This is a genomic window from Actinoplanes sp. NPDC019969 (assembly GCF_055562375.1).
Map to the genome: position 1 here is coordinate 512,320 of NZ_JBVHFK010000003.1, position 26,662 is coordinate 538,981.

The 26,662-nt window shown below is 71.5% G+C and carries 23 protein-coding genes; 9 read left to right on the plus strand and 14 right to left on the minus strand.

Features of this window, described 5'->3' with window-relative positions:
* Positions 1-198: 198 nt before the first annotated feature.
* Positions 199-2,235 (plus strand): ATP-binding protein, encoded by a 2,037-nt coding sequence (locus tag ACZ3II_RS12515; RefSeq protein WP_465517717.1) that lies wholly within the window; start codon positions 199-201, stop codon positions 2,233-2,235.
* Between the two features lie 68 nt (positions 2,236-2,303).
* On the opposite strand, the gene ACZ3II_RS12520 is transcribed toward ACZ3II_RS12515, so the two are convergent.
* A complete protein-coding gene (locus ACZ3II_RS12520) occupies positions 2,304-3,089 on the minus strand; it encodes an SDR family NAD(P)-dependent oxidoreductase (protein WP_465517718.1) in 786 nt (261 codons plus the stop codon).
* 89 nt (positions 3,090-3,178) lie between these two features.
* Between ACZ3II_RS12520 and ACZ3II_RS12525 the strand changes: the two genes are divergently transcribed.
* Positions 3,179-3,850, plus strand: a complete 672-nt coding sequence (locus tag ACZ3II_RS12525) for a TetR/AcrR family transcriptional regulator (protein ID WP_465517719.1) — start codon at positions 3,179-3,181, stop codon at positions 3,848-3,850.
* 28 nt (positions 3,851-3,878) lie between these two features.
* Positions 3,879-4,889 carry an iron-containing redox enzyme family protein gene (locus tag ACZ3II_RS12530; protein ID WP_465517720.1) on the plus strand — a complete coding sequence of 337 codons (1,011 nt, stop codon included), beginning with the start codon at positions 3,879-3,881 and terminating at the stop codon, positions 4,887-4,889.
* Here ACZ3II_RS12530 and ACZ3II_RS12535 read toward each other — a convergent pair.
* From ACZ3II_RS12535 to ACZ3II_RS12545, 3 genes are all read right to left on the minus strand, one after another.
* Positions 4,872-5,123, minus strand: a complete 252-nt coding sequence (locus tag ACZ3II_RS12535) for a CDGSH iron-sulfur domain-containing protein (protein ID WP_465517721.1) — start codon at positions 5,121-5,123, stop codon at positions 4,872-4,874. The two genes, ACZ3II_RS12530 and ACZ3II_RS12535, sit on opposite strands and share 18 nt — an antisense overlap.
* A gap of 130 nt (positions 5,124-5,253) precedes the next feature.
* On the minus strand, positions 5,254-6,495 hold the full coding sequence (locus tag ACZ3II_RS12540; RefSeq protein ID WP_465517722.1) for a carboxylate-amine ligase: 1,242 nt from the start codon (positions 6,493-6,495) through the stop codon (positions 5,254-5,256).
* Positions 6,492-7,442 (minus strand): methyltransferase, encoded by a 951-nt coding sequence (locus tag ACZ3II_RS12545; RefSeq protein WP_465517723.1) that lies wholly within the window; start codon positions 7,440-7,442, stop codon positions 6,492-6,494. Before ACZ3II_RS12545 ends, ACZ3II_RS12540 begins: the two co-directional genes overlap by 4 nt.
* Before the next feature lie 121 nt (positions 7,443-7,563).
* On the opposite strand from ACZ3II_RS12545, the gene ACZ3II_RS12550 reads away from it, so the two are divergent.
* Both ACZ3II_RS12550 and ACZ3II_RS12555 read left to right on the plus strand, forming a co-directional pair.
* On the plus strand, positions 7,564-9,366 hold the full coding sequence (locus tag ACZ3II_RS12550; protein WP_465517724.1) for a SpoIIE family protein phosphatase: 1,803 nt from the start codon (positions 7,564-7,566) through the stop codon (positions 9,364-9,366).
* Between the two features lie 104 nt (positions 9,367-9,470).
* Positions 9,471-13,949, plus strand: a complete 4,479-nt coding sequence (locus ACZ3II_RS12555) for a HAMP domain-containing protein (protein ID WP_465517913.1) — start codon at positions 9,471-9,473, stop codon at positions 13,947-13,949.
* A 711-nt stretch (positions 13,950-14,660) separates the two neighbouring features.
* Here the strand turns inward: ACZ3II_RS12555 and ACZ3II_RS12560 are convergent.
* Positions 14,661-15,299 carry a DUF2382 domain-containing protein gene (locus tag ACZ3II_RS12560; RefSeq protein ID WP_465517725.1) on the minus strand — a complete coding sequence of 213 codons (639 nt, stop codon included), beginning with the start codon at positions 15,297-15,299 and terminating at the stop codon, positions 14,661-14,663.
* 159 nt (positions 15,300-15,458) lie between these two features.
* On the opposite strand from ACZ3II_RS12560, the gene ACZ3II_RS12565 reads away from it, so the two are divergent.
* On the plus strand, positions 15,459-16,247 hold the full coding sequence (locus tag ACZ3II_RS12565; protein WP_465517726.1) for a DUF2382 domain-containing protein: 789 nt from the start codon (positions 15,459-15,461) through the stop codon (positions 16,245-16,247).
* Positions 16,248-16,301: 54 nt separating this feature from the next.
* Here ACZ3II_RS12565 and ACZ3II_RS12570 read toward each other — a convergent pair whose 3' ends face one another.
* On the minus strand, positions 16,302-16,631 hold the full coding sequence (locus ACZ3II_RS12570; protein ID WP_465517727.1) for a DUF6401 family natural product biosynthesis protein: 330 nt from the start codon (positions 16,629-16,631) through the stop codon (positions 16,302-16,304).
* 133 nt (positions 16,632-16,764) lie between these two features.
* Between ACZ3II_RS12570 and ACZ3II_RS12575 the strand changes: the two genes are divergently transcribed.
* Positions 16,765-17,520: an endonuclease/exonuclease/phosphatase family protein gene (locus ACZ3II_RS12575; protein ID WP_465517728.1), complete on the plus strand. Its 756-nt coding sequence runs from the start codon at positions 16,765-16,767 to the stop codon at positions 17,518-17,520.
* A gap of 35 nt (positions 17,521-17,555) precedes the next feature.
* Here the strand turns inward: ACZ3II_RS12575 and ACZ3II_RS12580 are convergent, their stop codons facing one another.
* The 7 genes from ACZ3II_RS12580 to ACZ3II_RS12610 all read right to left on the minus strand — a co-directional run bounded on the left by ACZ3II_RS12580 (position 17,556) and on the right by ACZ3II_RS12610 (position 22,311).
* Positions 17,556-17,705: a hypothetical protein gene (locus tag ACZ3II_RS12580; protein WP_465517729.1), complete on the minus strand. Its 150-nt coding sequence runs from the start codon at positions 17,703-17,705 to the stop codon at positions 17,556-17,558.
* Positions 17,702-18,214 (minus strand): Chromate resistance protein ChrB, encoded by a 513-nt coding sequence (locus tag ACZ3II_RS12585; protein WP_465517730.1) that lies wholly within the window; start codon positions 18,212-18,214, stop codon positions 17,702-17,704. The genes ACZ3II_RS12580 and ACZ3II_RS12585 overlap by 4 nt, the downstream gene beginning before the upstream one ends.
* A gap of 27 nt (positions 18,215-18,241) precedes the next feature.
* Positions 18,242-18,805, minus strand: coding sequence for a hemerythrin domain-containing protein (locus ACZ3II_RS12590; RefSeq protein ID WP_465517731.1), 564 nt, complete (start codon positions 18,803-18,805; stop codon positions 18,242-18,244).
* Positions 18,806-18,856: 51 nt separating this feature from the next.
* Positions 18,857-19,228, minus strand: coding sequence for a hypothetical protein (locus ACZ3II_RS12595; protein ID WP_465517732.1), 372 nt, complete (start codon positions 19,226-19,228; stop codon positions 18,857-18,859).
* A 1-nt stretch (position 19,229) separates the two neighbouring features.
* On the minus strand, positions 19,230-19,706 hold the full coding sequence (locus ACZ3II_RS12600) for a hypothetical protein (RefSeq protein ID WP_465517733.1): 477 nt from the start codon (positions 19,704-19,706) through the stop codon (positions 19,230-19,232).
* Positions 19,707-20,106: 400 nt separating this feature from the next.
* The gene (locus ACZ3II_RS12605; protein ID WP_465517734.1) at positions 20,107-21,777 is read right to left on the minus strand and encodes a DEAD/DEAH box helicase; all 1,671 of its coding nucleotides are present in this window, start codon (positions 21,775-21,777) and stop codon (positions 20,107-20,109) included.
* A 36-nt stretch (positions 21,778-21,813) separates the two neighbouring features.
* Positions 21,814-22,311: a GNAT family N-acetyltransferase gene (locus tag ACZ3II_RS12610; RefSeq protein ID WP_465517735.1), complete on the minus strand. Its 498-nt coding sequence runs from the start codon at positions 22,309-22,311 to the stop codon at positions 21,814-21,816.
* A gap of 67 nt (positions 22,312-22,378) precedes the next feature.
* Here ACZ3II_RS12610 and ACZ3II_RS12615 point away from each other — a divergent pair, with 67 nt between their 5' ends.
* Positions 22,379-23,695, plus strand: coding sequence for a hypothetical protein (locus ACZ3II_RS12615; protein WP_465517736.1), 1,317 nt, complete (start codon positions 22,379-22,381; stop codon positions 23,693-23,695).
* Between the two features lies 1 nt (position 23,696).
* On the opposite strand, the gene ACZ3II_RS12620 is transcribed toward ACZ3II_RS12615, so the two are convergent.
* The gene (locus ACZ3II_RS12620; protein ID WP_465517737.1) at positions 23,697-24,890 is read right to left on the minus strand and encodes a right-handed parallel beta-helix repeat-containing protein; all 1,194 of its coding nucleotides are present in this window, start codon (positions 24,888-24,890) and stop codon (positions 23,697-23,699) included.
* A 208-nt stretch (positions 24,891-25,098) separates the two neighbouring features.
* Here ACZ3II_RS12620 and ACZ3II_RS12625 point away from each other — a divergent pair, with 208 nt between their 5' ends.
* Positions 25,099-26,661, plus strand: a complete 1,563-nt coding sequence (locus ACZ3II_RS12625; RefSeq protein ID WP_465517738.1) for a pectate lyase family protein — start codon at positions 25,099-25,101, stop codon at positions 26,659-26,661.
* Position 26,662 lies beyond the last annotated feature (1 nt).

Sequence of the window (26,662 nt, forward strand, 5' to 3'; positions counted from 1 at the left end):
CGGTTTCGGCAGCTGGAGGGGCGTGCCGAACGGGAATCACGGGCCACCGGCCCGGTCGCCTACCGCATCGGCAACCGTTCCGCACCGATGAGCGATTCGGGGTCGTCGTCCTCGGCGTTCCTTCACCGTGCCGAACGGCTCAATGATCAGCTCTCCCGGCCGATGGGGAGACGTCAGTCTGTCCACTGGGAGGCCGCGGTGGGACTCTCGCTGTCGCGGACCGTGGGTTTCGCTGTCGCGTACGGCATCGCGGTCCTGATCGGCCGCCGGTTCGCCCTCGACCAGGCCGGTGTGGCGCTGGTGTGGCCGGCGGCGGGTGTCGGCGCGCTCTGGATGTGCGCGCAGCGGCACGCCCCGGCCCGGTGGGTGGACCTGGCCGTCCTGCCGCTGGTCCTGGCGTCGGTCACCGCGCTCACCGACGCCCCGCCGGTCACGGCGGTGGGGTACGGGTTCGCCGGGCTCACCCAGGCGCTGATCTTCCGATGGCTGCTGACCCGGTTGCGGCCGGCGTTGTGGGGCGCCGCGGGGACGGAGCCGATGCGATCGCCGCGCGACCTGTGGGGCCTGCTGGTCGCCGCGTTCGGGGCGAGCGCCTGCGGCTGCGCGGTGGCCTCGATCGGCGAGTGGGTCAGCGCCGGCCGCTATCCCGCCGCCGACACCGCGATGAACGTGGCCCGCAACACCACCAGCATCCTTATCATCGGGTCGGCGGGGGTGTTCGCCGGCGCGGCCCTCGCCGGGTTCCGTGATCGGCACGGTTCGGTGACCGGCTGGTGGCGCCGGGCCCGCGCCCGGCTGGCCGCGACGTCCCGCTGGCGGAACGCCGAGTACGCGGCGATCGTCGCGTGCACCACCGTCGCCTATCTGGCCGGGTTCGCCTACGAGGACCGCCTGCCGCTGTCGTTCGCCCTGCTCGGCTGGACGGTCCTGGTCGCGACCCGGCTGTCGTCCCCGTTCGTGCTGCTGCACAACTCGCTGGTCGGCGCGATCGCGGTGCAGTTCACCCTGGACGGGTCGGGCCCGTTCGCTGACATCGCCGACGCGACCGTCCGGGCCGTCCTGGTTCAGCTGTTCGTGGCCCTGGTCGCCCTGGTCGGACTGGCCCTCGCCCTGGGCCGGGAGGAACGCGCCCAGCTGCACGCCGCGCTCGCCCACGAGAAGGAGCTGCTCGGCGCGATCATCGACGCGATGGGTGACGGCCTCGCGGTGATCGAACCGGACGGCAGGGTCTCGCTGTGCAACCCGGCGGTCGGTCGGCTGCTCGGCGCCCGGCGGCGGCCGGGGGACTGGTCCGGCCTGCGCCAGGTCGACGGCACCCCGTTCGACGACGGTGAGCTGGCGCATCTGCGGGCGCTCGCCGGTGAGGACGTCCGCGGCGTGGAGATGCTGGTCCGCGACCCGGACGTGCCGGAGGGCCGGATCGTGAAGGTCTCCGCCACCGCCCTGACCCGGGCCGGCGGCTCGCCCGGCGCGGTCGTGCTGTTCCACGACGTGACCGCCGAGCACCGGCACCGCGACGAGCTCACCAACTTCGCCGGGGTCGTCGCCCACGACCTGCTCAACCCGCTCGCCGGGGTGGAGGGCTGGACCGAGGCGGTGGGCGAGGCGGTGGCCGGGGCCCCGCCGCACCCGCGCCTCGACCAGGCGCTCGCCGACCTGGACCGGCTCAGCCGCACCTCGGCCCGGATGCGCGGGCTGATCGACGGGCTGCTCGCCTACACCACCGCCCGGCAGGGGACGGTCGCTGCCGTGCCGGTGGACACCGGGGAGCTGGTCGCCGACGTGACCGGGGCCCGGGCCGACGCGGCGGCCGCCGCCGGACGGCCCGCGCCGGTGTTCGCCGTCGGGGAACTGCCGCCGGTGGCCGCCGATCCGGTGCTGCTGCGGCAGCTGCTGGACAATCTGATCGGGAACGCGATCAAGTACACCGCGGCGGGGGTGACGCCCCGGTTGCGGATCACCGCGTACCGGGCCGGGGACATGGTCGCGATCACGATCGCCGACAACGGGATCGGCATCCCGGCCGGTCAGCACGACGCGATCTTCGGGGACTTCCATCGGGCGCATGCCGGCGGTGAGTTCCTCGGCACCGGGCTCGGCCTGGCGATCTGCCGCCGCATCGTGGAACGGCACGGTGGCGCCATCACCGCCGCCGACAACCCGGGCGGCGGTTCCTGTTTCACGTTCACCCTGCCGGCCGCCGCCGTGCACCCCTCGGCCCTGACCGCCGCCTAGCAAACCCCGGCTGGTGCTCAGGGCTGTCTCCGGGGGCGCGAGACAGCCCTGAGCACCAGCCGGAGGGGTCAGCCGAGGCGCTTGGGGCCCAGGTAGGTGCCGCCGGTCGCGTCGATGACGTTGGCGGTGAGCCAGGCGCTGTCGTCGCCGGCCAGAAAGGCCACCACGTTCGCGATGTCGGCGGGCGTGCCGACCCGCTCGATCGCCTGGTTGGCCGCGATCACCGGCAGCGCCTCGGGCCGGCCCAGGAACGGCGCGGTCCGGTCGGTGAGGGTCGGGCCGGGAGCGACCGTGTTGACGGTGATGCCACGGCCGCCGATCTGGTTGGCGACGTTGCGGGTCAGGGTCTCCAGGGCGGCCTTGGTCATCGCGTACGCCAGCTCGCCCGGCATCGAGATCCGGGTGACGCCGGAGCCGATGTTGACGATCCGGCCGCCCGCGCCCATCAGCGGCAGCGCCTTCTGGATGAGGAAGAACGGCGCCCGCACGTTGACCGCGAACAGCCTGTCGAACGCCTGCTCGGTCTCGGTGTCGATGCCGCCGCCGGAGTCACCGGTGGCGGCGTTGTTGACCAGGATGTCCAGCCGGGCCTGCCCGGTCCGCTCGCGCAGGGCGGCGGCCAGGGTGTCGATCACGCCGGCGGCGTCGCCGGCGACGCCCAGCTCGGCCCGGATCGCGAAGGCCCGGCCGCCGGCCGCCTCGATCGCGGCCACCGTCTCCTTCGCGGCGGCGTCGTCCCTGCCGTAGTGCACGGCGACCAGGGCCCCGTCGGCGGCGAGGCGCTCGCTGATGCCCCGGCCGATGCCCCGGGAGCCGGCGGTGACCAGCGCGGTACGTCCATTCAGTGCGGTCATGTCCTGTTCCTCAAACTGTTTATCAGGTAAGCGATTCGGTTTATGTTATACACAGTTTCGAGTGAGGGCGCTAGTGATGAGGAGCATCGATGAAGGCACTGGATCTGCTGTGGGGTCGCGGCGAACGGCGTACCCGCGGACCCAAACCGGCCCTGACCGTGGCGCAGATCGCCACCGAGGGCGTCCGGATCGCCGACGCCGAAGGACTGGCCGCGGTGACGATGCAGCGGGTCGCCGACGGGTTCGGGTTCACCGCCATGTCGCTGTACCGGCACGTCCCCGGCCGCGCCGAACTCGTCGCCCTGATGATCGACACGGCGCTGGGCCGGGCCCCGGCCGCCGACCCCGCCGCCGCCTGGCGGCCCGCCCTGCACGACTGGGCCACCGCCCTGCACCGGGTGTTCCGGTGGCACCCCTGGCTGGCGCACGCGACAGTGCAGGCCCGCCCTCTCGGGCCGAACGAGCTGAGCTGGATGGAGAGCGCCCTCACCACGCTCGCCGGCACCGCGCTGACCGGCGCCGAGCGGGTCGACGCGGTGGTCCTGCTCACCGGGCACGTCCGCAACGTGGTCCTCGCCGAGACCGGCATCGCCGCCGGTGACGGCGACGACCTGGCCGCCGGGCTCACCGCGACCCTGGCCGAGCACGCCGCCGACTACCCCGCGCTCACCGCGGCCGCCGCCGACGGCGCCTTCACCTCCGGCGACGGGTTCGGCTTCGGGCTCGATTGCGTCCTCGACGGCCTGGCCGCGCGCGTTTGATCGATGTCCGCCGGGGCATCCAGCCGCCATGAAACTGCCCACCGCCCGCGGCCCCGTCTCGGAAGCACTGATCACCGCCCTCGCCCGTACCCCGCACGATCTCGACACCGCCATCGCCGACGGCTTCGGGCCGGCCGCCGGGGCGCTCGCCGACGAGGACCTGCAGCTGTCGCTGTTCGTGATGTACGAGCTGGCGTACCGCGGCTGGGACGGCGTCGACGACGCCTGGGAATGGGAGCCGAACCTGATCCGGGTACGCACCGCGGCGGAGGAGCGGTTCGAGACGGCGTTGCGGACGCTGACCGGGTCGTACGCCGATGTGCTCCCGCAGGATCCGGACCCCGCGGAGATCGCCCGCACCCTGGTCGCGATCACCGAGGCCGACGACGGGCCGTCGCTGTCGAAGTACGTGCGCGGTCAGGCCACCCTGGAGCAGTTCCGGGAGTTCGCCACGCACCGCTCGATCTACCAGCTGCGCGAGGCCGATCCGCACACCTTCACGATCCCGCGGCTCAGCGGCGCCGCCAAGGCGGCCCTGATCGAGATCCAGATCGACGAGTACGGGTCCGGCCGCGTCCACCGCATGCACCAGGAACTGTTCAAGCCGACGATGACGTGGCTCGGCCTCGACACCACCTATGGGGCGTACGTCGACGTGGTCCCCGCCCTGACCCTGGCCACCAACAACATGATGTCGCTGTTCTCCCTGCACCGGCGGCGGCGCGGGGCGCTCCTCGGCCACCTGGCCGCCTACGAGATGACCTCGACCGGACCCAACCGGGCGTACGGGAACGGCCTGCGCCGCCTCGGCGGGGACGCCGACGCGACCCGGTTCTACGACGAGCACGTCGAGGCCGACGCGGTGCACGAGCAGGTCGCCGCGTACGACATGTGCGGCGCGTTCTGTGCCGCCGAACCCGAACGCGCCGCCGACGTGCTGTTCGGCGCCCGGTGCGCGCTGGCCGTCGACTCGCTGTGGGCCGGCGCGGTCCTGGACGCGTGGGGAAGGGGCGAGAGTTCCCTACGCGGCTTCCTCTGAGCGGGGCGCGGGCGTCTGCCGCCCGGCCGCCGCCCGGAATCCGACCGCCTTGTGGGTGCCGTCGCAGAACGGCTTGATCGCCGACTTGCCGCACCGGCACAGCGCGACGGTGTCCCGCCCCGGGTCGATCTCCGTGCCGTCCGGCGTACGCAGCGTGAAGTCCCCGCGCACCAGCAACGGCCCGTTCTCGTAGACGACGACGCTGGCACCCTGCTCGTGATCACTCGCGGTCATGCGCCCCGGATTCCCGCCCTCGCCCGCCGCAAACTCCCTTCCGGGTACGGGCGCCGCCCACTGTGGAAATCCGGCTGGCTCTCACGGCTGTCTGGCGGGCGTTGAGACAGCCGTGAGAACCAGCCGGATTTCACCGGTCGATGAGGGAGCTGTGGGGGACGGCGGTGAGGGAGAGGGCGGTGCGAAGGTCGCCGGAGCTGGTCAGGGCGTGGCGCTGGCGGGACGCGCCGGGGCCCTCGGCGCGCAGGCGGCCCAGTTCGGCGGTGATCAGGGGGAGGTCGCCGCTGCGGGACAGGGCCGGGGTGACCGTGTGCAGCAGGTCGCCGATCAGGTCCCAGGCCGGGCGGGCCCGGCCCTGCCGCAGGTCCAGCAGGGTGCCGTCGAGACCGGTGTGGGCGGCGTTCCAGTGGGCGGCGCGGACCAGGCCGTCCGGGAGCGGCGGGGCGGCGCGGCCGGCGGCGATCCGGTCGACGGCGGTGGCGACCAGGGCGCGGGCCAGGCCGGCCAGCAGCACGGCGTCGCCGGTGGTGAGGCAGGTGTCGGCGACGCGGATCTCGACGGTGGGATAGGTGGCCGACGGGCGGGCGTGCCACAGGATCAGGCTTTCGTCGAGCATCGCGCCGGAGGCGACGAGCAGGGCGACGGTACGGTCGAAGTCGTCGGCGGAGGCGAACCAGGGGGTCGGCCCGAGAGTGGGCCACCGGTCCAGTTGCATCGCCCGCCAGCTGGCGTGCCCGGTGTCCCGGCCGTCGTGGAACGGCGAGTTCACGGTCAGCGCCTGCAGCACCGGCAGCCACGGGCGCAGGTGGTTGCACACCTGGACGGCGAGTTCCCGATCGGGTACGCCGACGTGCACGTGGCAGCCGCACACCGCCGGGTCGTCCACGATCGGGCCGTAATGGTCGGCGATGGCCCGGAACCGCGGGTCGTCGGTGACGCCCCGGCCCGCCTGACCTCCTGTCGCGGAGAGGCCCGGCGCGGAGAGACCGGGCGGGGCGAGGTCCGGCGTGGTGCGGCCGGTCGCGGCGGGATCCGGCGTGACCGGGCCCGCCTCGCTGATCGGGGTCGCGCCGACCGCCGCCAGGCACGCGCCGGCCGAGTGGGCGGCGTCGGCGGCTGACGTGCGCAGGCGCCGCAGATGCCCGGCCAGCTCGTCGAGGCCGGTGCAGACCGGCGTGACCATCTCGAGCATGCTGTGCCGGAACTCGCGGCGGCTCAGGTGCCGCACCTCGGCCGGCAGCGCCGCCAGCACCGCGGGCGCGACCGGCCGGTTCGCCATGGTCGCCGGGTCGAGCAGCAGGAACTCCTCCTCGACGCCGACGGTGAGCCGGGCCGTGTCCACCGACCGGGCGGCGACGAGCGCGGTCCTCACCGCCGGCGGGTCGCGGTCAGGACCACCAGGGCGATCCGTTCGGCGTGCGCGTAGGCGGGGCCGTCGAGTTCCTCGCCGTACGCGTCCGGGTCGACCTCCCGGTACGTCCACTCCAGGCCGGTGCCGGTCAGGTGGGACCGGGCGGCCTCCCGGAACGGATCGTTGCCGTCGACGATGCCGGTGCCGGCGAAGAGCACCAGGGTTCCGCCGGCGGCCAGCCGCTCGGCCGCCGCGTCGAGGATGCGCAGGGACAGTTCGTGCCCGTTCGGGCCGCCGTCCCGGTACGCCCGCCCGGCCGGATCGATCATGAACGGTGGATTGGAGATGATCAGGTCGAAGGTTCCGGTGACGCCGTCGAGGAGGTCGCTGTGGCAGGGCTGTACGTTCGGCGTACCCGCGAGCTGGACGTTGAGACGGGCGAACCGCAAGGCCGCCGCGTTGATGTCCACCGCCAGCACCTCGGTGCCGCGCAGCCGTTTCGCGATCGTGATCGCGCCCGCCCCGGTGCCGCAGCCGACGTCCACCGCCCGCCGGACCTGGTCCTGCCGGGCGGCGACGACGGCGAGGGCGGCGTCGGCCATCCGGTGCGTGTCCGGGCCGAAGAACACCGCGTCCGGCTCGGTCGTCGGGAACGGCGAGTGCACGAAGATCTCGCCGTCGTAGGTGGAGTACCGGACCAGACTGCGCCACGTGCCGCCGTCCCGCTTGAGCACACCGGCGACGTCCATCAGCTCGACCATGCGGCCGGGCAGCACGCCCGGGCCGAACGGACGGTTCCACCCGAAGACACCACGCAGATCGCCCGCCCGCTCGTTGCCCGGCCGCCGGTTCACCCTCTCGTGGGTGGCCGGGGTGACGGTCGTGAACTGGTAGCCGGTGGCACGGAGGAGTTCGCCGAGCTCCACCAGCGCGGTGATCTCGGCCGTCTCCGGTGCGGTGATCGTCATGGCGCCCGCATTCCCGCGAAACGTCATTTCAATCACCGGATACGAACGGGAGCGGTGATGCTTGCTGACACCGGGGGGCCGGGTATGACAGGGTGCCCTACGGCTATCCGGGAAGGCGGAGATGACAGACCGTGACGTCGACGGGCAACGTCTCGTCGCGCTGCTGCGCACCGGCCTCGACGCCGTCCCCGACCCGACGTTCGACCGGTTCGCCGCCCTGGTGCGCAGCGTCCTGGACGTGCCGGTGGCCCTGGTCTCCCTGGTCGACTACGACAGGCAGTTCTTCCCCGGAGCGGCCGGGCTGGACGATCCGTGGCAGCGCAGCCGGGAGACGCCGCTGAGCCATTCGTTCTGCCGCCACGTCGTGGACAGCGAGCGGCCGCTGATCGTCACGGACGCCCGCACCGATCCGCGGGTCGCCGGCAACCTGGCGATCGAGGACCTGGGCGTGGTCGGTTACGCCGGGATGCCGCTGCACGACGCCGACGGCCGGGTCCTCGGCTCGCTGTGCGCGATCGACAACGAGCCCCGCAAATGGACCGAGCGGGAGACGGCGCTGCTGGCCGACCTGGCGGCGGCCTGCTCCGACAGCCTCCAGGCGCGGATCGCCTCGCACCGGTCCGAGCACCGCAGGAAGGCGGCGTCCGACGGCGAGGGCCAGGCGCAGGCCGTCGCCGAACGGGGTCGGCTGCTGCTGCGCGCCAGTGTCGCCCTCGGCGCGGCCACCACCTCCGAGGAGGTCGTCGACACGGTCCGCAGCCTGGTCATCGGCACTCTGGACCCGGCGTACGTCGGGTTGTCGTGGCTGGAGGCGGGTGGATCCATCCAGCTGGTGTCGGGCCGCCTGCTGCCGTCGCACCTGGCGCAACGGTGGGATCACTACGGCCCGGAGGTGCGCACCCCGTCCGGGCTGGCGGCGGCCAGCGGGCGCCCGGTGGTGCTGCCGGACCTGGCGGCGGTGGCCGAACAGACGCCGGACGCCCTGGACACGTTCGCGGAGATGCGCTGGCAGGCGGCGGTCAGCGTGCCGCTGCCCGGCGCGGGCGGGCCGATCGGGGCGCTGACGTTCTGCTGGCGGGAGCCGTACTCGCCGAGCGAGGCCGAGCACGCCGTGCTGACCGCGCTGGCCGGGTACGTGGCCCAGGCGCTGATCCGGGCCAGCGCCTACGACGACCGCCGCAACGCCGCCGAGATGATGCAGAAGGCGCTGCTCAGCCCGCTGCCGGCGCCCGGTCACGTGCGGATGGCGGCCCGCTACCTGCCGGCCAGCCGCAGCGACCTGGTCGGTGGCGACTGGTACGACGCGGTCTGTCTCGACGACACCCGGATGGCGGTGATCATCGGGGACGTGGCCGGGCACGGTGTGTCGGTGGCCGCGACCATGGGCCACTACCGGAGCATGCTGCGCACCCTGCTGGTCGACCGCTACGACTACCCGTCCGCGCTGCTGCAGCGGTTCGAGCGGGCGGTCCGGGTGCTGAGCCTGGGCGGCATGGCCACCGTGCTGGTCGCGTACCTCACCGCGGAGGACGGCGGCGGGCACACCCTGACCTGGTCCAGCGCCGGTCACGTGCCGCCCACCGTGGTCCTGCCGGACGGCACGGTCAGCCAGCTCCCGACCGGCGGGCCGCTGCTCGGCGGGCTGCGCGGGATCACCCGGCGCACCCACACCCGTCACCTGCCGCCGGGCAGCCGCCTGGTGCTGCACACCGACGGGCTGATCGAGACCCGGACCTGCCCTCTCGACGACGGCATCGACTGTCTGCACCGGGTGCTGCGGCAGAACCCGGACGCGAGCCTGGACGAGCTCGCCGACCTGATGATGGAGATCATCCCGGCGCCGCAGCGCGAGGACGACGCGTCGCTGCTCCTGATCGACACAGAGCCGAGACAACCGGTATACCCCACCGCCGGTTCCTCCTAACCAGATGATCGGGTGATTCACACCTCACAGCGAAGCTGTTGCAGTTGTGCAAGCATCTGGAGTCTTTGGGCACAGGCTGCGACAGATGAGGGTGACTGGGGATGATGCAGAGCGGCGCCGCGGTGGCAGACGGTGACCTGCGGCAACTGCTGGCAGGGTTGACCGCGGTCCGGGACGGGGATTTCCGGACCAGGCTCCCGGAGGACGGCGACGGGCTGCTCGGTGAGATCGCCACCGTCTTCAACGGCATGGTCGACCAGCTGTCGCTGTTCACCTCCGAGGTGACCCGGGTCGCCCGGGAGGTGGGCACCGAGGGCCAGCTGGGCGGTCAGGCCGACGTGCCGAACGTCTCCGGCACCTGGAAGGACCTCACCGACTCGGTGAACGCGATGGCCGGCAACCTCACCGACCAGGTGCGTGACATCGCGCAGGTGGCGACCGCGGTGGCCCGGGGCGACCTGTCCCAGAAGATCACCGTGGACGTGCGCGGCGAGATCCTGGAGCTGAAGAACACCATCAACACGATGGTGGATCAGCTCTCCAGCTTCGCCGACGAGGTGACCCGGGTGGCCCGGGAGGTGGGCAGCGAGGGCCGGCTCGGCGGGCAGGCCGAGGTGCCCGGGGTCGCCGGCACCTGGCGCGACCTCACCGCCTCGGTGAACTTCATGGCCGGCAACCTGACCAACCAGGTCCGCAACATCGCCCAGGTGACCACGGCGGTGGCCCGGGGCGACCTGTCCCAGAAGATCACCGTCGACGCGCGCGGCGAGATCCTCGAACTCAAGTCGACCATCAACACGATGGTGGATCAGCTGTCCAGCTTCGCCGACGAGGTGACCCGGGTCGCCCGGGAGGTCGGCACCGACGGCAGGCTGGGCGGGCAGGCACAGGTCACCGGCGTCGCCGGCACCTGGCGCGACCTGACCGACTCGGTGAACTCGATGGCCGGCAACCTGACCGGCCAGGTCCGCAGCATCGCCCAGGTGGCGACCGCGGTGGCCCGGGGCGACCTGTCCCAGAAGATCACCGTGGCGGCGCGCGGCGAGATCCTGGAGCTGAAGAACACCATCAACACGATGGTGGACCAGCTCTCCAGCTTCGCCGACGAGGTGACGCGCGTGGCCCGGGAGGTCGGCACCGAGGGCCGGCTCGGCGGCCAGGCCGACGTGAAGGGCGTCTCCGGCACCTGGAAGGACCTCACCGAATCGGTGAACGTCATGGGTGACAACCTCACCGCCCAGGTGCGCAGCATCGCCGAGGTCACCACCGCCGTGGCCCGCGGCGACCTGTCGCAGAAGATCCGGGTCGACGCCCGCGGCGAGATCCTGGAGCTCAAGGAGACCATCAACACGATGGTCGACCAGCTGTCCGCGTTCGCCGACGAGGTGACCCGGGTGGCCCGCGAGGTGGGCACCGAGGGCCGGCTCGGTGGCCAGGCCCGCGTCTCGAACGTGGCCGGCACCTGGAAGGACCTCACCGACAACGTCAACGTGATGGCGTCCAACCTGACCAGCCAGGTGCGCTCGATCGCCCTGGTGGCCACGGCGGTGGCGCAGGGCGACCTGAGCAAGAAGATCACCGTCGAGGCCAAGGGCGAGGTCGCGGTCCTGGCCCAGACGATCAACACGATGGTGGACACGCTCGGCGCGTTCGCCGACGAGGTGACCCGGGTGGCCCGCGAGGTGGGCACCGAGGGCCAGCTCGGTGGCCAGGCCCGGGTGCCGAACGTGGCCGGCACCTGGAAGGACCTCACCGACAACGTCAACTCGATGGCCAACAACCTGACCGGCCAGGTGCGCAACATCGCCCAGGTGACCACCGCCGTGGCGCAGGGTGACCTGACCAAGAAGATCGACGTCGACGCGCGCGGCGAGATCCTGGAGCTGAAGACGACCATCAACACGATGGTCGACCAGCTCAGCAGCTTCGCCGCTGAGGTCACCCGGGTGGCACGGGAGGTCGGCAGCGAGGGGCGGCTGGGTGGCCAGGCCGAGGTCGAAGGCGTTTCCGGTACGTGGAAACGCCTCACCGAGAACGTCAACGAGCTCGCCGGGAACCTGACCCGGCAGGTGCGCGCCATCGCCGAGGTGACCAGCGCCGTCGCCACCGGCGACCTGACCCGCTCGATCACCGTCGACGCGTCCGGGGAGGTGGCCGAGCTCAAGGACAACATCAACTTCATGGTGGAGTCGCTGCGCGAGACCACCCGGGCCAACCAGGAGCAGGACTGGCTCAAGACGAACCTGGCCCGGATCTCGTCGCTCATGCAGGGCCACCGCGACCTCGAAGTGGTCGCCTCGCTGGTGATGAACGAGCTGGCCCCGCTGGTCAACGCGCAGCTCGGCACGTTCCTGCTGGTCGACGAGACGTCCGCGGAGGCCGGGCTGCGGGAGGTCGGCGGTTACGGCCACAAGGGCGCCGGGCGCCGGTACGCCCTCGGCGAGTCACTGGTCGGCCAGGCCGCCGTGGCGAAGCGGCGGATCGTCGTCGACGACGTGCCCGCCGAGTACTTCACCGTCTCCTCCAGCCTCGGCTCCGCCGTACCGCTGCAGCTCGTCGTCCTTCCGATCGTCGTCGAGGACCAGGTGCTCGGCGTCATCGAGCTGGCCGGCATGACCCCGTTCACCGGGATCCACCAGGACTTCCTGGACCAGCTGATGGAGACCATCGGCGTCAACGTGAACACGATGGTCGCCAACGCCCGCACCGACGTGCTGCTGACGGAGTCCCAGCGCCTGGCCGCCGAACTGCAGGCCCGCTCCGAGGAGTTGCAGGCCCGGTCCGAGGAGCTGCAGCGCTCCAACGCGGAGCTGGAGGACAAGGCGTCGCTGCTGGCCCGGCAGAACCGTGACATCGAGACCAAGAACTCCGAGATCGAGCAGGCCCGTCAGGAGCTGGAGGCCCGCGCCCAGCAGCTCGCGCTCGCCTCGAAGTACAAGTCGGAGTTCCTCGCCAACATGAGCCACGAGCTGCGGACACCCCTCAACTCGCTGTTGATCCTGGCGCAGCTGCTGGCCCAGAACCCGACCCGCAACCTGAGCCCCAAGCAGGTCGAGTACGCCAACGTCATCCACTCCGCCGGCACCGACCTGCTGCAGCTCATCAACGACATCCTTGACCTGTCCAAGGTCGAGGCCGGCAAGATGGACATCGCGCCGGAGGCGTTCGAGCTGCGCAACCTGCTCGACTACGTGGAGGCGACGTTCCGCCCGCTGACCACCTCACGCGGCCTGACCTTCGAGGTGTCGACCGCGCCGGACGTGCCGACCGGGCTGTTCACCGACGAACAGCGACTGCGCCAGGTGCTGCGCAACCTGCTCTCCAACGCGGTCAAGTTCACCGAGTCCGGCTCGGTGCGGCTGAGCATCGAACGGGCCCGCCCGGAGGAGCTGACCGAGGCCCTCGCCGGGCAGGACACGGTCGTCGCGTTCCGGGTGGTCGACACCGGCATCGGCATCGCCGAGCAGCAGCTCACCGCCATCTTCGACGCGTTCCAGCAGGCCGACGGCACGACCAGCCGGCGGTACGGCGGCACCGGCCTGGGCCTGTCGATCAGCCGGGAGATCGCATACCTGCTCGGCGGCGAGATCCAGGCGCAGAGCGAGCTGGGGCAGGGCAGCACGTTCACCCTCTACATGCCGATCGAGACGGTGCCGGTGCACGCCGACGGCCCGGTCCACGCGGAGCCGGCCGCCCAGCCCGTGCTGCCGCAGATCAACGTCGCCGAGATCATCGACCGGCCGGCCACCCGGCGGCTGCTGGTGGTGGAGAGCACGGCCGACGGGCTGCTCACGCTGATCGCCCGGGGCGCCGCCACCGCCGTCGCCGACACCCACGGGACGGTGCAGGTGGCGACGGCGGTGGACCCGTACGCCGCGATCGCCGACCTGATGTCCCAGCCGTTCCACGCGGTGGTGCTGGACCTGTCGATGCCGGCCGACCACGGCTCGGTCTTCCTCAAGGCGCTGCACGACCAGACCGGGCTGCGGCATCTGCCGGTGCTCGCGTACCGTACCCATCCGCTCGGCCCGAACCAGGACACCCTGCTGCAGGCGCTCGCGCAGACCCGGCCGCTGGAGGTGCTGTCCAGCCTGGACGAGCTGCGGGAGCGGGTCACCCTGCACCTGTCGACCGACGCCGGGGTGCCGGTGATGCCGCCGGCCATCGACACCGGGACCATCACCGACCTGGCCGAACTGCCGGGCAAGCTCACCGGCCGCAAGGTCCTGGTGGTCGACGACGACGCCCGCAACGTCTTCGCCCTCACCAACATCCTCGAACTGCACGGCATGGAGGTCGTCTACGCCGAGAACGGGCGCAAGGGCATCGACGTGCTGGCCCAGCACGACGACGTCGACCTGATCCTGATGGACGTGATGATGCCGGAGATGGACGGGTACGAGGCGACGGCCGCGATCCGGTCCATGCCGAAGTACGCGAACCTGCCGATCATCGCGGTCACCGCCAAGGCCATGCACGGCGACCGGGACAAGAGCATCGCGTCCGGCGCCAGCGACTACGTCACCAAGCCGGTCGACGCGGAGGACCTGCTCCACTGCATCGAACGCTGGCTGGAGAGCTAGTTGTGATGTCCAGGGACGTTCACCGGCTTCCGCTGTTGCTCCATGCCTATTGTCTTGTATAAAGTAGGCTTATGCCTAGGGAGCGGGTGAAGGGTGCCGGTCCGGTGGTGCATCGCACCGCCCGGATCGGCCTGCGCCTGACCCGTGGCCAGCGGCAGCGGTGTTACGGTCTGCTGCGTTCCGCCGGTGATGTCTGGGCGTGTGTCCTGGAGATCAATGCGTGGCGGTGGCCGGCCGGTGGCCGGCTATCAGGAGTTGTGCCGGCTGTTGGCGGAGTCGGGGCCGGGCACGTTCGGGGAGCTGGACAGCGCGGGCGCCCGGCCGGTGTTACGCCGTTACAGTGACGCCTGGTTCTCCGCCGCCGCCCGCCGCAACCGCGTGGCAGGACCATGACCTGCCGGCGTTGCACATTCTCCGGACACCGTGATCTCACCGCGGCGTTCACCATCGCCACCCGCACCCCGGGCGGCGCCACCACCACCCCACCGCCCACAACCGGTGGGGTGGTCACGCACCGTCGAGCCGGACGACATCTTCCCGGTGTCCGAAACGCACGGCGTGACCCCCGCCGCCACTCCACGGCGGCAGGAGGGTCGGTTGGCCTGCGGAGGCCCGCCTCGCCACCCCGGTGGGGAGTCGCTCGCACACACCGGTGCGCGAGGATCCACAACATCACCGGACCCCATCCGGTGAACGTTCGTGGACACCGCACTAGTCCTCCAGTTCGATCCGCTCCTTGCGGACGGAGCCGGTCACGGTCTCTTCGTCGCGGACGGTCTCCTTGGTGAGGCGTACGCGCTCGACCGGCACCGTCTCGGTGGTGACCACGGGCCGTTCGGCCTGCAGGACGACCGGCCCGCCGGCCGGCTCCTCCGGCGCGCTGAGCGGCACCTCCTCCAGGCGCACCTCTTCCCGGGTCACCGGGATCGTCACCTGCCGCTCCTCGGTGACCAGGTACTTACGCAGCCGTACCCGCCGCTCCGGCTCCCGGGTGGTGGAGGTGACGAGCCGTTCCTCGGAGCGGGTCATCGCGTCACCCGGCGCCGTCCCGTAGTGGGCGTGCAGCCGTTCGGCCTGCTCGTACTCCAGGGGGCCGCCGGTGTCCAGCAGTGGGGCCCGCCGGACCTGATCGGCGTCGGCGGCGACGGTCAGCCGCCCGGCTTCGAGGCGGGCGCCCAGCAGTGGCACGAACGATTCCTGGAAGCTCAGCCCACCGGTGCTGACGGTGACCCAGAGTGGATCGTTCGTTTCGGCGTCCAGGTAGATCTGGTGGACCGTGCCCAGTTCGTGACCGCTCCGGTCGTACACCGCAAGCCCTTGAAGATTGTCGATATCGCGCTGTGTGAACACCGAAGGGTGGTACCCGGGCCGGCCCGGAATCCACCTGAATCATGTCCGCGGGTGAATGAGAGACCGTTCACGGTGACTCACCGGATTTGTGCGCATGGCCGGGAAAGTGCCGGGTAGCAAGGGGGCGTACCGAACGAACGCCGAGAGGAGAACCCCCCGATGATCACTGTGGAGCAGGTTCAGACGCTGTACGGCCTCGACGTCTACGACCGCGACGGCGACAAGATCGGCCACGTGGGCCAGGTGTGGGACGACGGCACGAGTGGCCGCCCGACCTGGGCGAGCGTCAAGACCGGGCTGTTCGGTCTCAACGAGTCGCTGGTGCCGCTGCAGGACGCCGACGTGCGCGACGACCGCCTCGTCGTGCCGTTCCAGAAGGGCACCGTGAAGGACGCGCCCAACGTGGACGCCGACCACGACGAGCCACTGAGCAGCGAGGACGTGGAGCGGCTGTACGAGTACTACGGCATCGACTGGCGTGAGCACCACCGGTCGTACCAGGCCGGCGCGACCGCTGCCGGCGAGAACTACCGCGAGCGGGAGCGGGAGAGCTACGGCGACGCCGAGGCCATGACCCGGTCGGAGGAGCGCCTCCAGGCCGGCACCGAGCGCGAGGAGGTCGGCCGGGCCCGCCTGCGCAAGTACGTGGTGACCGAGCGTCAGCAGGTCGACGTGCCGGTGGAGCGCGAGGAGGTACGCCTGGAGCGCGAGCCGATCACCGGCCACAACCGGCAGGCCGCGTACTCCGGCGCCGACCTCACCGAATCCGAGCACGAGGTCACCCTGCACGCGGAGCGTCCCGTCGTGGACAAGGAGACCGTCCCGGTCGAGCGGGTCCGCCTCGGCAAGGAGACCGTCCGCGAGGAGGAGACCGTCGGCGGCGAGGTGCGCAAGGAGCGCATCGAGGCCGACCTGCCGGGTGAACACGGTCGTCGCAGCATCGACTGACCGTCCCCTGATCCCGGGTGGGGGTTCCCGCGGAGGGTGCCCTCACCCGGCCGTCTATCCGGCCGTTTCGGCCAGTAGGCAGACGGCCAGCAGGTGCAGGGACGGCCACGACGCCCGCTCCCAGCCGGACCCCACCTCGGCCGGGGACCAGCCACGGGCGGTGACCGTGTCGGCGACGCCGTCCGCGTACGCCGCAAGGGTCTCCGCCCTGACCTCGCCGAGAGTCTCCCGGATCTGCGCGACGTGCTGGTCGACGGCGGCCGCCAGGCCGGGGGAGAGCCGCATCGCCTCGATCCCGGACACGCCGAGCCGTCGCGACCACTGCGCGAGGGCGAAGTCCGCCGCCTCGGCAACCGTCAGACCGTCCTGCTGATCCAGTTCCATGACCAGCGACCGTACGGAACGATCCGATCTCCCGGCAAGCGGCGGAACCGGCACATTCGACGGTCCACGCGGGCGAACCCGGTCCGGTGATGGGTAACGCTCAAGCATGCGAGATTCAGCCCACCTTCGCGTCATGACCGTCAACCTGCTGTCGCCCGGCAACGGCGACTGGGATCACCGTCGTGCCGTGCTGCGCGACGGGATCGCCCACTGGCGGCCGGACCTGATCGCCCTGCAGGAGGTCGCCGACGTGACCGACGTGCTCGGCGACGGCTACCACCTGGTCCACCACTCCCGGCGGTCACCCGACGGTGTCGGCGCCGCGTTCGCGAGCCGGTGGCCGGTCACCGGGGTGCGCGAGATCGATCTGCGGGTCACCGATCGGGTGACGTTGCCGTGGAGCGCCGCGGTGCTCGGCGAGACCGGGAACTTGCTGTTCGTTCATGTCAAACCCACGTGGGAGTACGGCTACGCGCTGGAGCGTGAGCGCCAAGCGGTGGCGTGCGCCGGCTTCATCGACGAGGCGCTCGCGGGCCGGGACATGCCGGTCGTGGTCGCCGGCGACTTCGACGACGGCCCCGCGTCGGCGAGCATCCGGTTCTGGACCGGCGTCCAGTCGCTGCACGGGACCAGCGTCGCCTACCAGGACGCGTGGGCGGCGATCCATCCGGACGACCCCGGGCATACGTTCACCCCGCGCAACCCGCTGGTCCGCTCCGGCGAGATGCCCCTGGAAACCGGCCGCCGCATCGACTACGTGCTGATCCGTTGCGGACACCACGGGCCGTCGCTACGGGTCGCCGACTGCCGGCTCGCCTTCACCGAACCGGTCGGTGGCGTCTGGGCCACCGACCACTTCGGCGTCGTCGCCGACCTGGAGCGTGTGTAGTTCGGGTGCGCATAGCGGCCGAACTACACACGCTGTCAGATGCCGGGCAGGCCGGCGGCCAGGCCGAGAGCGGCACAGACACCCGGCACCCGCAGCACCGGCCACTTACGCCAGAAGATCAGCAGAGCGGCGATCACGGCGATGACCAGCGGTAGGGTGACGTTCGTGCCGTGCTTCCTGTTCATCCTGCTCGGCGTGCCCTACATGCCCGCTCCTCGACGACGGTCGCTGCCCGGTCGGCGAGGTCCTGCACGGCCTGCCGGGCGATCTCCCGCTCCGGCGGCGGGAAGTAGTCCCGGTCGGCGATGCGGCGCAGCTCGCCCCGCAGCCGCCGGACGGCCCGGGCGCGTTCGGTCTCGTCGCCGGCCGGGCCGTGCGCCTCGGCGGTCACCGCGCGGTACTCCGCGGCGCGGGCCTCCCGCATCGCCGCGACCACCGCACGCTCCTGCTCGGCACTGCCCGGCTCGGCGATCCACAGGGTCGCGGTGCCGCCGTTGTCGACGACCTCCTCGGCGACCCAGTCGAGCTGCTCCCGGGTCCGGTCGTCGGCGGGCAGCGCGACCAGCCCGTCACCGAGCCGGGCCACGCCGAGCCGCTCCAGCTTGCGCCACACCGCGATCCGTGGCTGCGACGGCTCACGGGGGATGCGGTAGGACAGCAGCACCCAGCGTGCCGTCGTCTCCACAGGATTCACCCCGTGAGTGTAACCATGGTTACGGCGTCACTTGGTGGCCCGGTTCGTCAGGTGGTCCCGCAGCCGGTCGACCAGGCCCACACCGGGCCCGACCAGCTTGTGGAACAGCTCGCTGTTCGGGGCGGCCGGGTGCGGGCGGGTCGGCGCCAGCTTCTTCGCCGTCTCCACCTTGCCGGCCAGCGCCACCAGCTCCTCGGCCGGGATGTGCCGCCGCAGCTCGGGGAAGTGCTCGGTCTCCTCGTCCTGGATGTGGTCGGCCAGGATGGTCTCCAGCTTGCTCAGCGCGGCGTCGAACTCGGCGCTGGACACGTCGGCGCCCTCGAGCTGCTTCATGGTCACCTCCAGCTCCTTGTGTTCCTCCACGTCGTGCTCGACCGCCTTGTCACCGCCGGGCATGTGCTTGCGCATCGCCGGGTAGACGTACATCTCCTCGGCGACCGCGTGCCGGACCAGCTCGCTGATCGCGGTGTCGGTCAGGTCCCGGCGGATCATCGGGTCGGCGACCACCTTGATCTCGCCGATCAGCGCGGTCACGTCACGGTGGTCACTGGTCAGGATGTCGATCACATCGGTACGGGGGCTGTCGGTCACGGTTCCTCCTCGATGTCGTGGACATCCGGCGGATACCCGGCGGCAGGCGGTTCAGTCCCGCTTTCCGGGGAGATCCGGCAGCACGACGTCCACCCGGTCCGGCGGGGCGCCGTCCGCGTGCACCCGCACCCGGAGATCACCGGCCGGAACCTCGATCCAGAGCACCGACTCGTCGACCGCGTCACCGGCCCGCAGCCGTCCACTGGCCACCGTGATCGTCCCCTCGGCGATCACCGCCCCGGCCGGGTCAGCGACGTCCCCGGCCACGATCCGTACGGTGGTGGGGCCCTCGGCGCCGTTCTCCACGCTGACGACGAGACCCGTGGGCCCGATGTCCACCAGGTCGTCGTACCCGGCCACGCTGTCACCCACGAAGAGCACGCCGCCGCGGACGTGCGCCTTGAACTTGCCGAGCACCGCCACGTCAGACCGGCTCCTGCCGGTCCGCGGGAGTGTCGTAGTAGCCGGGCGCCGCCACCAGCACCGACTCGAAATACCTGCCGTCCTCGTCCTCAGGATCGTCGGGAACCCCGGACCGCCAGAACGCCAGCACAAGATCCGGCGCGGTGAGGCAGCCGTCGTCCGTACCCTCGACCCGGGTGATCGCCGTCAACGCTTCCGCCACCTCGTCCGCCGTCAGGTCGAACACGGCGATGTCCCGGAACAGGACCGTCACACCTTTGCGCGGCCGCCAGATCTCCACCGCGTTCACCCGCCCGGCCTGCTGCCCGACCGAGATCGACAGCCCCGAGTCGTAGTTGGCCAGGGTCCCGGTGACCTGCGCCCCCGGTGCGGGTGGCCGATATCCGTCGATCCGCCGCAGGACCTCCAGCGCCTCGTTCAGGGGCATGCCCAGTTCGATCGGCCCCGCGGCCCGCGGAGGATCCAGCTCATATCGCATCGCCATCTTCTACCAGATCGATGCCCGGCCGGGGCTCGGCGGGACGGGGCGATGGTCACCGTCGAGCGAGCCGTCGTCCAGCCCGGTCACCACGCCCGCGAGACCGGCCTGAACGACGGCTGACCGGGTGAGCCGTCGCCCAAGCCGGTCAAGGCGCCCGCAAGACCGGCCTGAACGACGGCTGACCGGGTGAGCCGTCGCCCAAGCCGGTCAAGGCGCCCGCAAGACCGGCCTGAACGACGGCTGGCCGGGCGAGCCGTCGTTCAGGCTGGTCAAGGTGCTCGGGATACCGGTCTGGGCGACGGCTGAGCGGGTCAGCCGTCGCGCACACCGGTCAACAGGCCCGCGAAGGCGGTCTGGGCGACGGCCGGCGAAGCTGACCGGGCGTACCGCGGCCCGGTCAGTTGAAACGTTCCCGGCGTACCGTGGCCCGGCGGCCCCGGATCAGGGCCTGCTGCAGCGAGCGGATCACCATGTCGGCAGCCGGTTCCGGCACTTCCACCAGGGAGAACCGGTCGGTGATCTGGATCGCGCCGATGTCCCGCACGTTCAGCCCGGACTCGCCGGCGATCGCGCCGACCAGATCCTGCGGGCGCACCCCGGCCCGCCGGCCGACACCGAAGAACAGCCGGGTCACCCCCGCGGTCGACGGCCGGCCCCGGCCACCCTGGCGCGGTTCGCGGTCGCGGCCCTGCTGCTTGCGCTCGGACGGCGGCGCCGGCGTCGGGATCTCGTCCTCGTCGCCGTCGCCGCCTGCCGCCTCGTGCAGCAGCTTGATCGCGGCGAGGGCGATGTCCTCGACGTCGAACTCGCCGGTCAGCGAGTCCAGCACGACCCGGAACTTCTCCAGGTCGTCGGTCTCGATGCTGGCCTGCAGCGACGCCCGGGTCAGCTCGAGCCGCCGGGCCCGCAGGTCGGTGACGGTCGGCAGTTTCTCCAGGGTGATCCGCTGCCCGGTGAGCCGTTCGATGGCCTTGAGCATCCGCTGCTCACGCGGCTCGGCGAGGGTGATCGCGGAGCCTTCCCGGCCGGCCCGGCCGACGCGGCCGATGCGGTGCACGTACGACTCGGGCGCCGCCGGCACGTTGAAGTTGATCACGTGGGTGAGCTGTTCGACGTCGAGCCCGCGGGCGGCGACGTCGGTGGCGACGAGCAGTTCGGTGGTGCCGGCGCGGAGCCGGTTCATCACCCGGTCGCGCTGGTCCTGGCTCATGCCGCCGTGCAGCGCCTCGGCCCGGTACCCGCGGCCGTTGAGGGTCTCGGTGACCTGGTCGACCTCTTCGCGGGTGCGGCAGAAGACGATCGCCGAGGTGGGCGCCTCGACGTCCAGGATGCGGCCGAGCGCGGCGGCCCGGTGCGGCCGGGCGACCAGGTACGCGCTCTGCCGGACCAGCGGCATCTCGCCCGGTTCGACGGCTTTGCGGCCCATCGTGATCCGGACCGGCTCGCGCAGGTGACGGCGGGCGATGCTGTCGATGCGCGGCGGCATGGTGGCGGAGAACAGCACGGTCTGCCGGGTGTCCGGGGTCTCGGCGAGGATCGCCTCGATGTCCTCGGCGAACCCCATGTCGAGCATCTCGTCGGCCTCGTCGAGCACGACGGTACGGATGTCGCCGAGGTTCAGGGTGGTCCGCTCGATGTGGTCGAGGACCCGGCCGGGGGTGCCGACGACGACGTCGACGCCGCGGGACAGCGCCTGCAGCTGCCGGCCGATGGGCTGGCCGCCGTACACCGGGAGGACCCGGACGCCGAGGTCGCGGCCGTACCGGTGGACGGCCTGGGACACCTGCTCGGCGAGCTCACGGGTCGGCACCAGCACGAGCGCGACCGGGCCGGTGTCGCGGCGGCCGGGCGTCAGGGTCTGCAGCAGCGGCAGCGCGAACGCGGCGGTCTTGCCGGTGCCGGTCGCGGCCTGGCCGACCAGATCGTTGCCGGCGACCAGCGGCGGGATCGCCTCCTGCTGGATCGGGGTGGGCTCTTCGTAACCGAGGGACGTCAACGCACGGAGCAGCTCCGCCCGCAACCCCAGTCCGGCGAAACCTGTCTCGGACTCGAGCGGATCATGTTGCATGGTTGTCAACTCTAGGAGATTCGCCCGGGCCGGGTGTCAGCGGGCGGGTCCCAGCTCCCGGTACATCAGGTGCAGGCCGACCCGCCCGAGCCTCGGATGCTCGAACGCGCCCGGCACGGTGCCGAGGATCTCCCAGCCGAGCCGCCGGTACAGCGTGACGGCGCTCTCGTTGGAGGCGACGACCGCGTTGAACTGGATTCCGGCGTACCCGGCGGCCCCGGCCCAGTCGATGACGTCCCGGCACAGGGCGGTCCCGACGCCCTGCCCGCGCGCTTCGGCGGCGACCATGAAGCTGGCGGTGGCGATGTGCGATCCCGGGCCGGGACGGTTCGGGCCCATCTTGGCGGTGCCGAGGACCCGGTCGTCGTCGACGGCGACGACCGTACGCCCGGGCGGTGTCTCCACCCACATCGGCCGCGCCTGCTCCTCGGTCATCGCCGGGTCGTACGGGAACGTCTCGCCGTCCCGCACGACCTCCCGGATGATCGCCCACACCTGTGGCCAGTCACTCTCGTCGATCTGCCGGATGCGCATCGGCCGGATGGTAGCGGATCTTGCCGGGGCCGTCCGCTACCCCACGGTAGCGGGCATACTGATCGCCGTGGATGCGGAGTGGCACCTCGAGGAGATCCCGGGCGAGTCGATCACACACGAGCTGAGTTTCGTCGAGGAGGTCACCAGCGAGCGGGAGGACCTGGTCGCGGGGCTGATCGCGTTCGCCGCCACGGTTCCCGGCGTGGCCCGGATCGACCGGGTGGACCGGGAGGCCGCCCTGATCACCGCGCCCGGCCTGCCCACCCACCGGCTGCGGGCGGCGATGCGCCGCTGGTGGATCAAGAGCAGGAAGCAGCGGCCCCCCTGGCGGGCGGCGATGGACCGGGTGGTCGGGACCATCGAGAATCTGCTTGCGGGGTACGGCTACCAGCGCATCGATCAGACCCTGACCCGCGAGGCCGCCCCCGGTCTGAGCCACGTGATCAGCATCGACCACTGGTTCGACCGGGCGCCGGACGAGCACCGGGTCAGCATCGTCGCCCGGGTCCGCCTGGAGCTGTCCGACGTCCCGCCGTTCCACGTCCTGGACCACCACGGTGACCTCGGCGACGAGGCCGCGCTGGTGGCCGTGGTCACCGACCGGGTGCTGCCCCTGCTCGACGGCTTGACCTCGGTGGACGCGATGCTGGCGCACTGGGGTGCGGGACGCTCCATCGCCGAGGACCGCCGCCTGCCGTACACGCTTCCGGAACGCAAGATGCACGCCCGCGTCCTGGTCGCGCTGGACCGGCTGGACGAGGCCCGCGAGCAGTACCAGATCGTGTTCGAGCAGAGCATGCCCCGCTACCGGGAGTACCTGCTGAAGACCGTCGACGGGCTGGGGGTCCCGCCGCTGGTCACGGCCGCCGACCGGAGCCTGACGGTGGCCGAGGCGGCGACGCTGGCCGCGTGGCCGGGCGCACGGACCGGCCGGCTGCGTGAGCTGTCCGGGCTGGCCCTGGACGGCTCGCCCGGGTCGCTGGACGGGTTGTGGGCCTGGTTGCGGGGCGCGCCGGTGGTGGCCGGGGAGCCGGCGCTCGGCAGGTCGTACTACGGGGCGCTCATCTCGTCGCAGATCAGTTTCGGGCATGTCCCGTCCGACCCGTCGTACCGGGTGATCGTGGAGCTGGTCACGGCGTACGTCGGCGAGGTCGTCATCGGGATCGCCCCCGGCACCGTCTGGTGCATCGACGGCGAGGGCAACCTGGGCCTGGCCCGCCACAGCGCCACCGGGCTGCTGTGGCGGGTCCTCGCGATCACGCACGAGGCGTTCGGCGCGGCCGAGGAGGAGTTCGATCCCCGTCGGCTGCGCCGCCTCGCCGACGACATGGCCCGCTGGGTGAACGACCCCGCCGACCGGGTGTGGAACATCCGCGCGGTGTAGGTCAGATCTTGGCGCCGACCGCCGCGCCGTTCGCCGGGACCAGGAAATTCGACGAGCGGATCGAGCCGTCGGTGTTCCGCGCGCCGGTGATGACGGAGGCGTCGGTGCTGGCCAGGGTCCAGGTGCCGCCGATGTTCCAGGAGTTGCCGGCGGCGGTGGACCGGCCGAGCGCGACGGCGGTGGCGTTGCCGGCTGCCAGGTTCGCGGTCAGTTTCGTGGTGGAGCCGCCGTCGACGTCGAACCCGGTCTTCGCGTTCTTCCAGGCGGTGCTGCGGCTGATGGTGATCGCGCCGGTGTTGCCGTTGTCGGTGAAGCCGTGCGCGGCGTTGCTCCAGGAGAACGTGTTGCTGATCGCGTGCGCGGCGGCCGGGCCGGTGCCGCTGCTGCCACCGAGCTTGAACCCGTTGCCGTCGCCGGAGAAGTTCGGGATGCTCCAGCGGTTGTAGCCGTTCCCGTACGCCAGACTGTTCTGGATCGTGATCGGCGAGGTGAACATCCAGGCGTCGAAGCCGTCGTCGACGTTGTTCCACAGCCGCGCGCCCCGCACGATGTTGCCGCTGCCGGAGCCCTCCTTGATGCCGAGGCCGTCGGCGCTCTCCCCGTTCTTGCGCGGGTCCCGGTTGCCGTAACTGTCCAGGTTGACAATGAGATTGCCGGCCGAGGAGCCCTGCAGCTGGAAGCCGGTCTCGTAGTTGTCCCGGGTGGTCAGCCGCTCGAAGGTGTTGTTGTTGCAGCCCGCGCAGTACACCCCGTACGGCCCGTGCACGATCTCCAGCCCGGCCAGCCTCCAGTACGACGCCTCCATGTGGATCGCGCCGCGCTGTCCGCTCGGGATCGTCGACCCGACCGCGCCCGGCGTGTACCCGAGCGCCTCCCCGTCGATGATCACCTTCTCCGAGCCGTACGCGGTGAGCGTGATCGGGGCGCCCGCCGTGCCGCTCTTGGTGATCTGGATGTTCGTGGTCAGCGCGTAGGTGCCGCCGCGGACCGCGATCGTGCCGCCCGCCGACGTCAGGCCGATCGCTTTCTGAATTGTCGCGAGTGGCGCGGCGAGGGTGCCGGCGTTGCCGTCGTTGCCGTTCACCGCGACGTACAGCGTGGTGGTGGCCGCGGACGCCGAGGGGATTCCGGCGAGAATTCCGGCGGTTACCGCGGCCGCGCCGATCACCGTGGCCAGCACTTTTCGGGACGTCATGAGGATCTCCTTTAGCGGAAAGCGCCGACGAGGGGGAATGCGCTTTCCCGGCGGGAACTTACAGCAGGGTTCGAGGCGGGTCAATCCGTCAGGCTTCGCAGTGGGCGCTAATGCAACAAACCTGCAAACGGAAGCCATTGACGTGCGCCGATAGGCGATTTTACGGTCGGCGCATTCCCCGTTTCCCCGACATCATCCGAGGTCATCCATGCCGAAGATCAGATGGCTCGTCACGGGCGTCGCGGCGGCCACCGCCGCCCTGCTCGCCAGTGCCGTCCTCAGCAGCCCCGCCCACGCCGAGACCCTCTTCACCGACACCTTCGCCGACGGCAACGCCGACGGCTGGACCCGCAACGGCGGGACGTGGGCGATCGTCACCGACGGCAGTCCCGCGTACCAGCAGTCCAGCACCAGCACCAACGCCCGCGCGCTGGCCGGCAGCTCGTCCTGGACGGATTACACCGTGCAGGCCCGGGTCAAGCCGGTCACCTTCGGCAACGCCACCCGCACCGCCGGGGTCGCCGCCCGTGCCCAGTCGACCAGCCAGTACTACACGTTCGTCCTGACCGGCGGCGGGGCCGCCCAACTGCAGAGAGTCTCCGGGGGTACGGCCACCGCGCTCGCCACCGTACCGGTCACCGGCGGCACCGGGGCCTGGCGGACGCTCGCGCTGACCGTGCGCGGCACCAGTCTCACCGGTTACCTCGACGGGACCGCTGTCGCCCAGGCCACGGACGGCGCCTACACCGGGGGCAGGATCGGGCTCGTCACGGCGTACACCAACGCCATCTTTGATGATGTCCAGGTCGGCACCACGGCGCCCGGCCCCGGGCCGTCGGTCACACCGACCACCCCGCCACCGCCCGGCGGATGCGCGGTCACCGGGACCGCGACCGGCTTCGCGGCCGGCACCACCGGCGGCGCCGGCGGGCCCACCGTGCAGGTCGACACCGCCGCCGAGCTGCTGCAGTCGATCGCCACGCCCGGCCCGCTGACCATCTGCGTCGTCGGGACCATCACCGTCCCGGCCGGCATGCACGACGTGACCAGCGACAAGTCCATCGTCGGCGTCGGATCGACCGCGGGCGTCACCGGCGGTGGCTTCAACATCGGCCTGCCGGTGTCCGAGGTGACGACGCCGCCCGCGAACGCCGTGCACAACGTGATCATCCAGAACCTGACGTTCCGCGGCGCCACCGACGACTCGATCAACGTGCAGATGTTCTCCCACCATGTGTGGATCGACCACAACGACCTGTCCCGCGGCTACGACGGGCTGATCGACATCAAACGCGGATCGTCGCTGGTCACGGTGTCGTGGAACCACACCCACCACCACACCAAGAACATGCTGCTCGGCCACGACGACGACAACGGCGCGCAGGACACCGGGCGGCTCAAGGTCACCTACCACCACAACTGGTTCGACGCGACGCCGCAGCGCAACCCGCGGGTCCGGTTCGGCGAGCCGGTGCACGTCTACAACAACTACTACTTCTACAACACCGACACCGGGGTGGCCTGCCAGAACAACGCCGGATGCCTGGTCGAGGGCAACTACTTCGAGAACGTGGAGGAACCGGTGACCAACACGTACGCCGGGCCGTCCGGTCGCTGCGTCGCCCGCAACAACGTCTTCGCCGGTGAGTCGGGGGCGCCGGACTGCAGCGGGACCGTGCAGGAGCCGTCCACCTACTACAGCTACACCCTCGACGACCCCGCCCAGGTGAAGTCGATCGTCACCGCCGGCGCGGGCGTGGGGAGGCTCTGAC

Bases quoted from the DNA above. Each gene is read 5' to 3' on its own strand.
- ACZ3II_RS12520 (WP_465517718.1), bottom strand. From the start codon at position 3,089: ATGACCGCACTGAATGGACGTACCGCGCTGGTCACCGCCGGCTCCCGG.
- ACZ3II_RS12525 (WP_465517719.1), top strand. From the start codon at position 3,179: ATGAAGGCACTGGATCTGCTGTGGGGTCGCGGCGAACGGCGTACCCGC.
- ACZ3II_RS12530 (WP_465517720.1), top strand. From the start codon at position 3,879: ATGAAACTGCCCACCGCCCGCGGCCCCGTCTCGGAAGCACTGATCACC.
- ACZ3II_RS12535 (WP_465517721.1), bottom strand. From the start codon at position 5,123: ATGACCGCGAGTGATCACGAGCAGGGTGCCAGCGTCGTCGTCTACGAG.
- ACZ3II_RS12545 (WP_465517723.1), bottom strand. From the start codon at position 7,442: ATGACGATCACCGCACCGGAGACGGCCGAGATCACCGCGCTGGTGGAG.
- ACZ3II_RS12550 (WP_465517724.1), top strand. From the start codon at position 7,564: ATGACAGACCGTGACGTCGACGGGCAACGTCTCGTCGCGCTGCTGCGC.
- ACZ3II_RS12555 (WP_465517913.1), top strand. From the start codon at position 9,471: ATGCAGAGCGGCGCCGCGGTGGCAGACGGTGACCTGCGGCAACTGCTG.
- ACZ3II_RS12565 (WP_465517726.1), top strand. From the start codon at position 15,459: ATGATCACTGTGGAGCAGGTTCAGACGCTGTACGGCCTCGACGTCTAC.
- ACZ3II_RS12570 (WP_465517727.1), bottom strand. From the start codon at position 16,631: ATGGAACTGGATCAGCAGGACGGTCTGACGGTTGCCGAGGCGGCGGAC.
- ACZ3II_RS12575 (WP_465517728.1), top strand. From the start codon at position 16,765: ATGACCGTCAACCTGCTGTCGCCCGGCAACGGCGACTGGGATCACCGT.
- ACZ3II_RS12580 (WP_465517729.1), bottom strand. From the start codon at position 17,705: ATGAACAGGAAGCACGGCACGAACGTCACCCTACCGCTGGTCATCGCC.
- ACZ3II_RS12600 (WP_465517733.1), bottom strand. From the start codon at position 19,706: ATGCGATATGAGCTGGATCCTCCGCGGGCCGCGGGGCCGATCGAACTG.
- ACZ3II_RS12605 (WP_465517734.1), bottom strand. From the start codon at position 21,777: ATGCAACATGATCCGCTCGAGTCCGAGACAGGTTTCGCCGGACTGGGG.
- ACZ3II_RS12610 (WP_465517735.1), bottom strand. From the start codon at position 22,311: ATGCGCATCCGGCAGATCGACGAGAGTGACTGGCCACAGGTGTGGGCG.
- ACZ3II_RS12620 (WP_465517737.1), bottom strand. From the start codon at position 24,890: ATGACGTCCCGAAAAGTGCTGGCCACGGTGATCGGCGCGGCCGCGGTA.
- ACZ3II_RS12625 (WP_465517738.1), top strand. From the start codon at position 25,099: ATGCCGAAGATCAGATGGCTCGTCACGGGCGTCGCGGCGGCCACCGCC.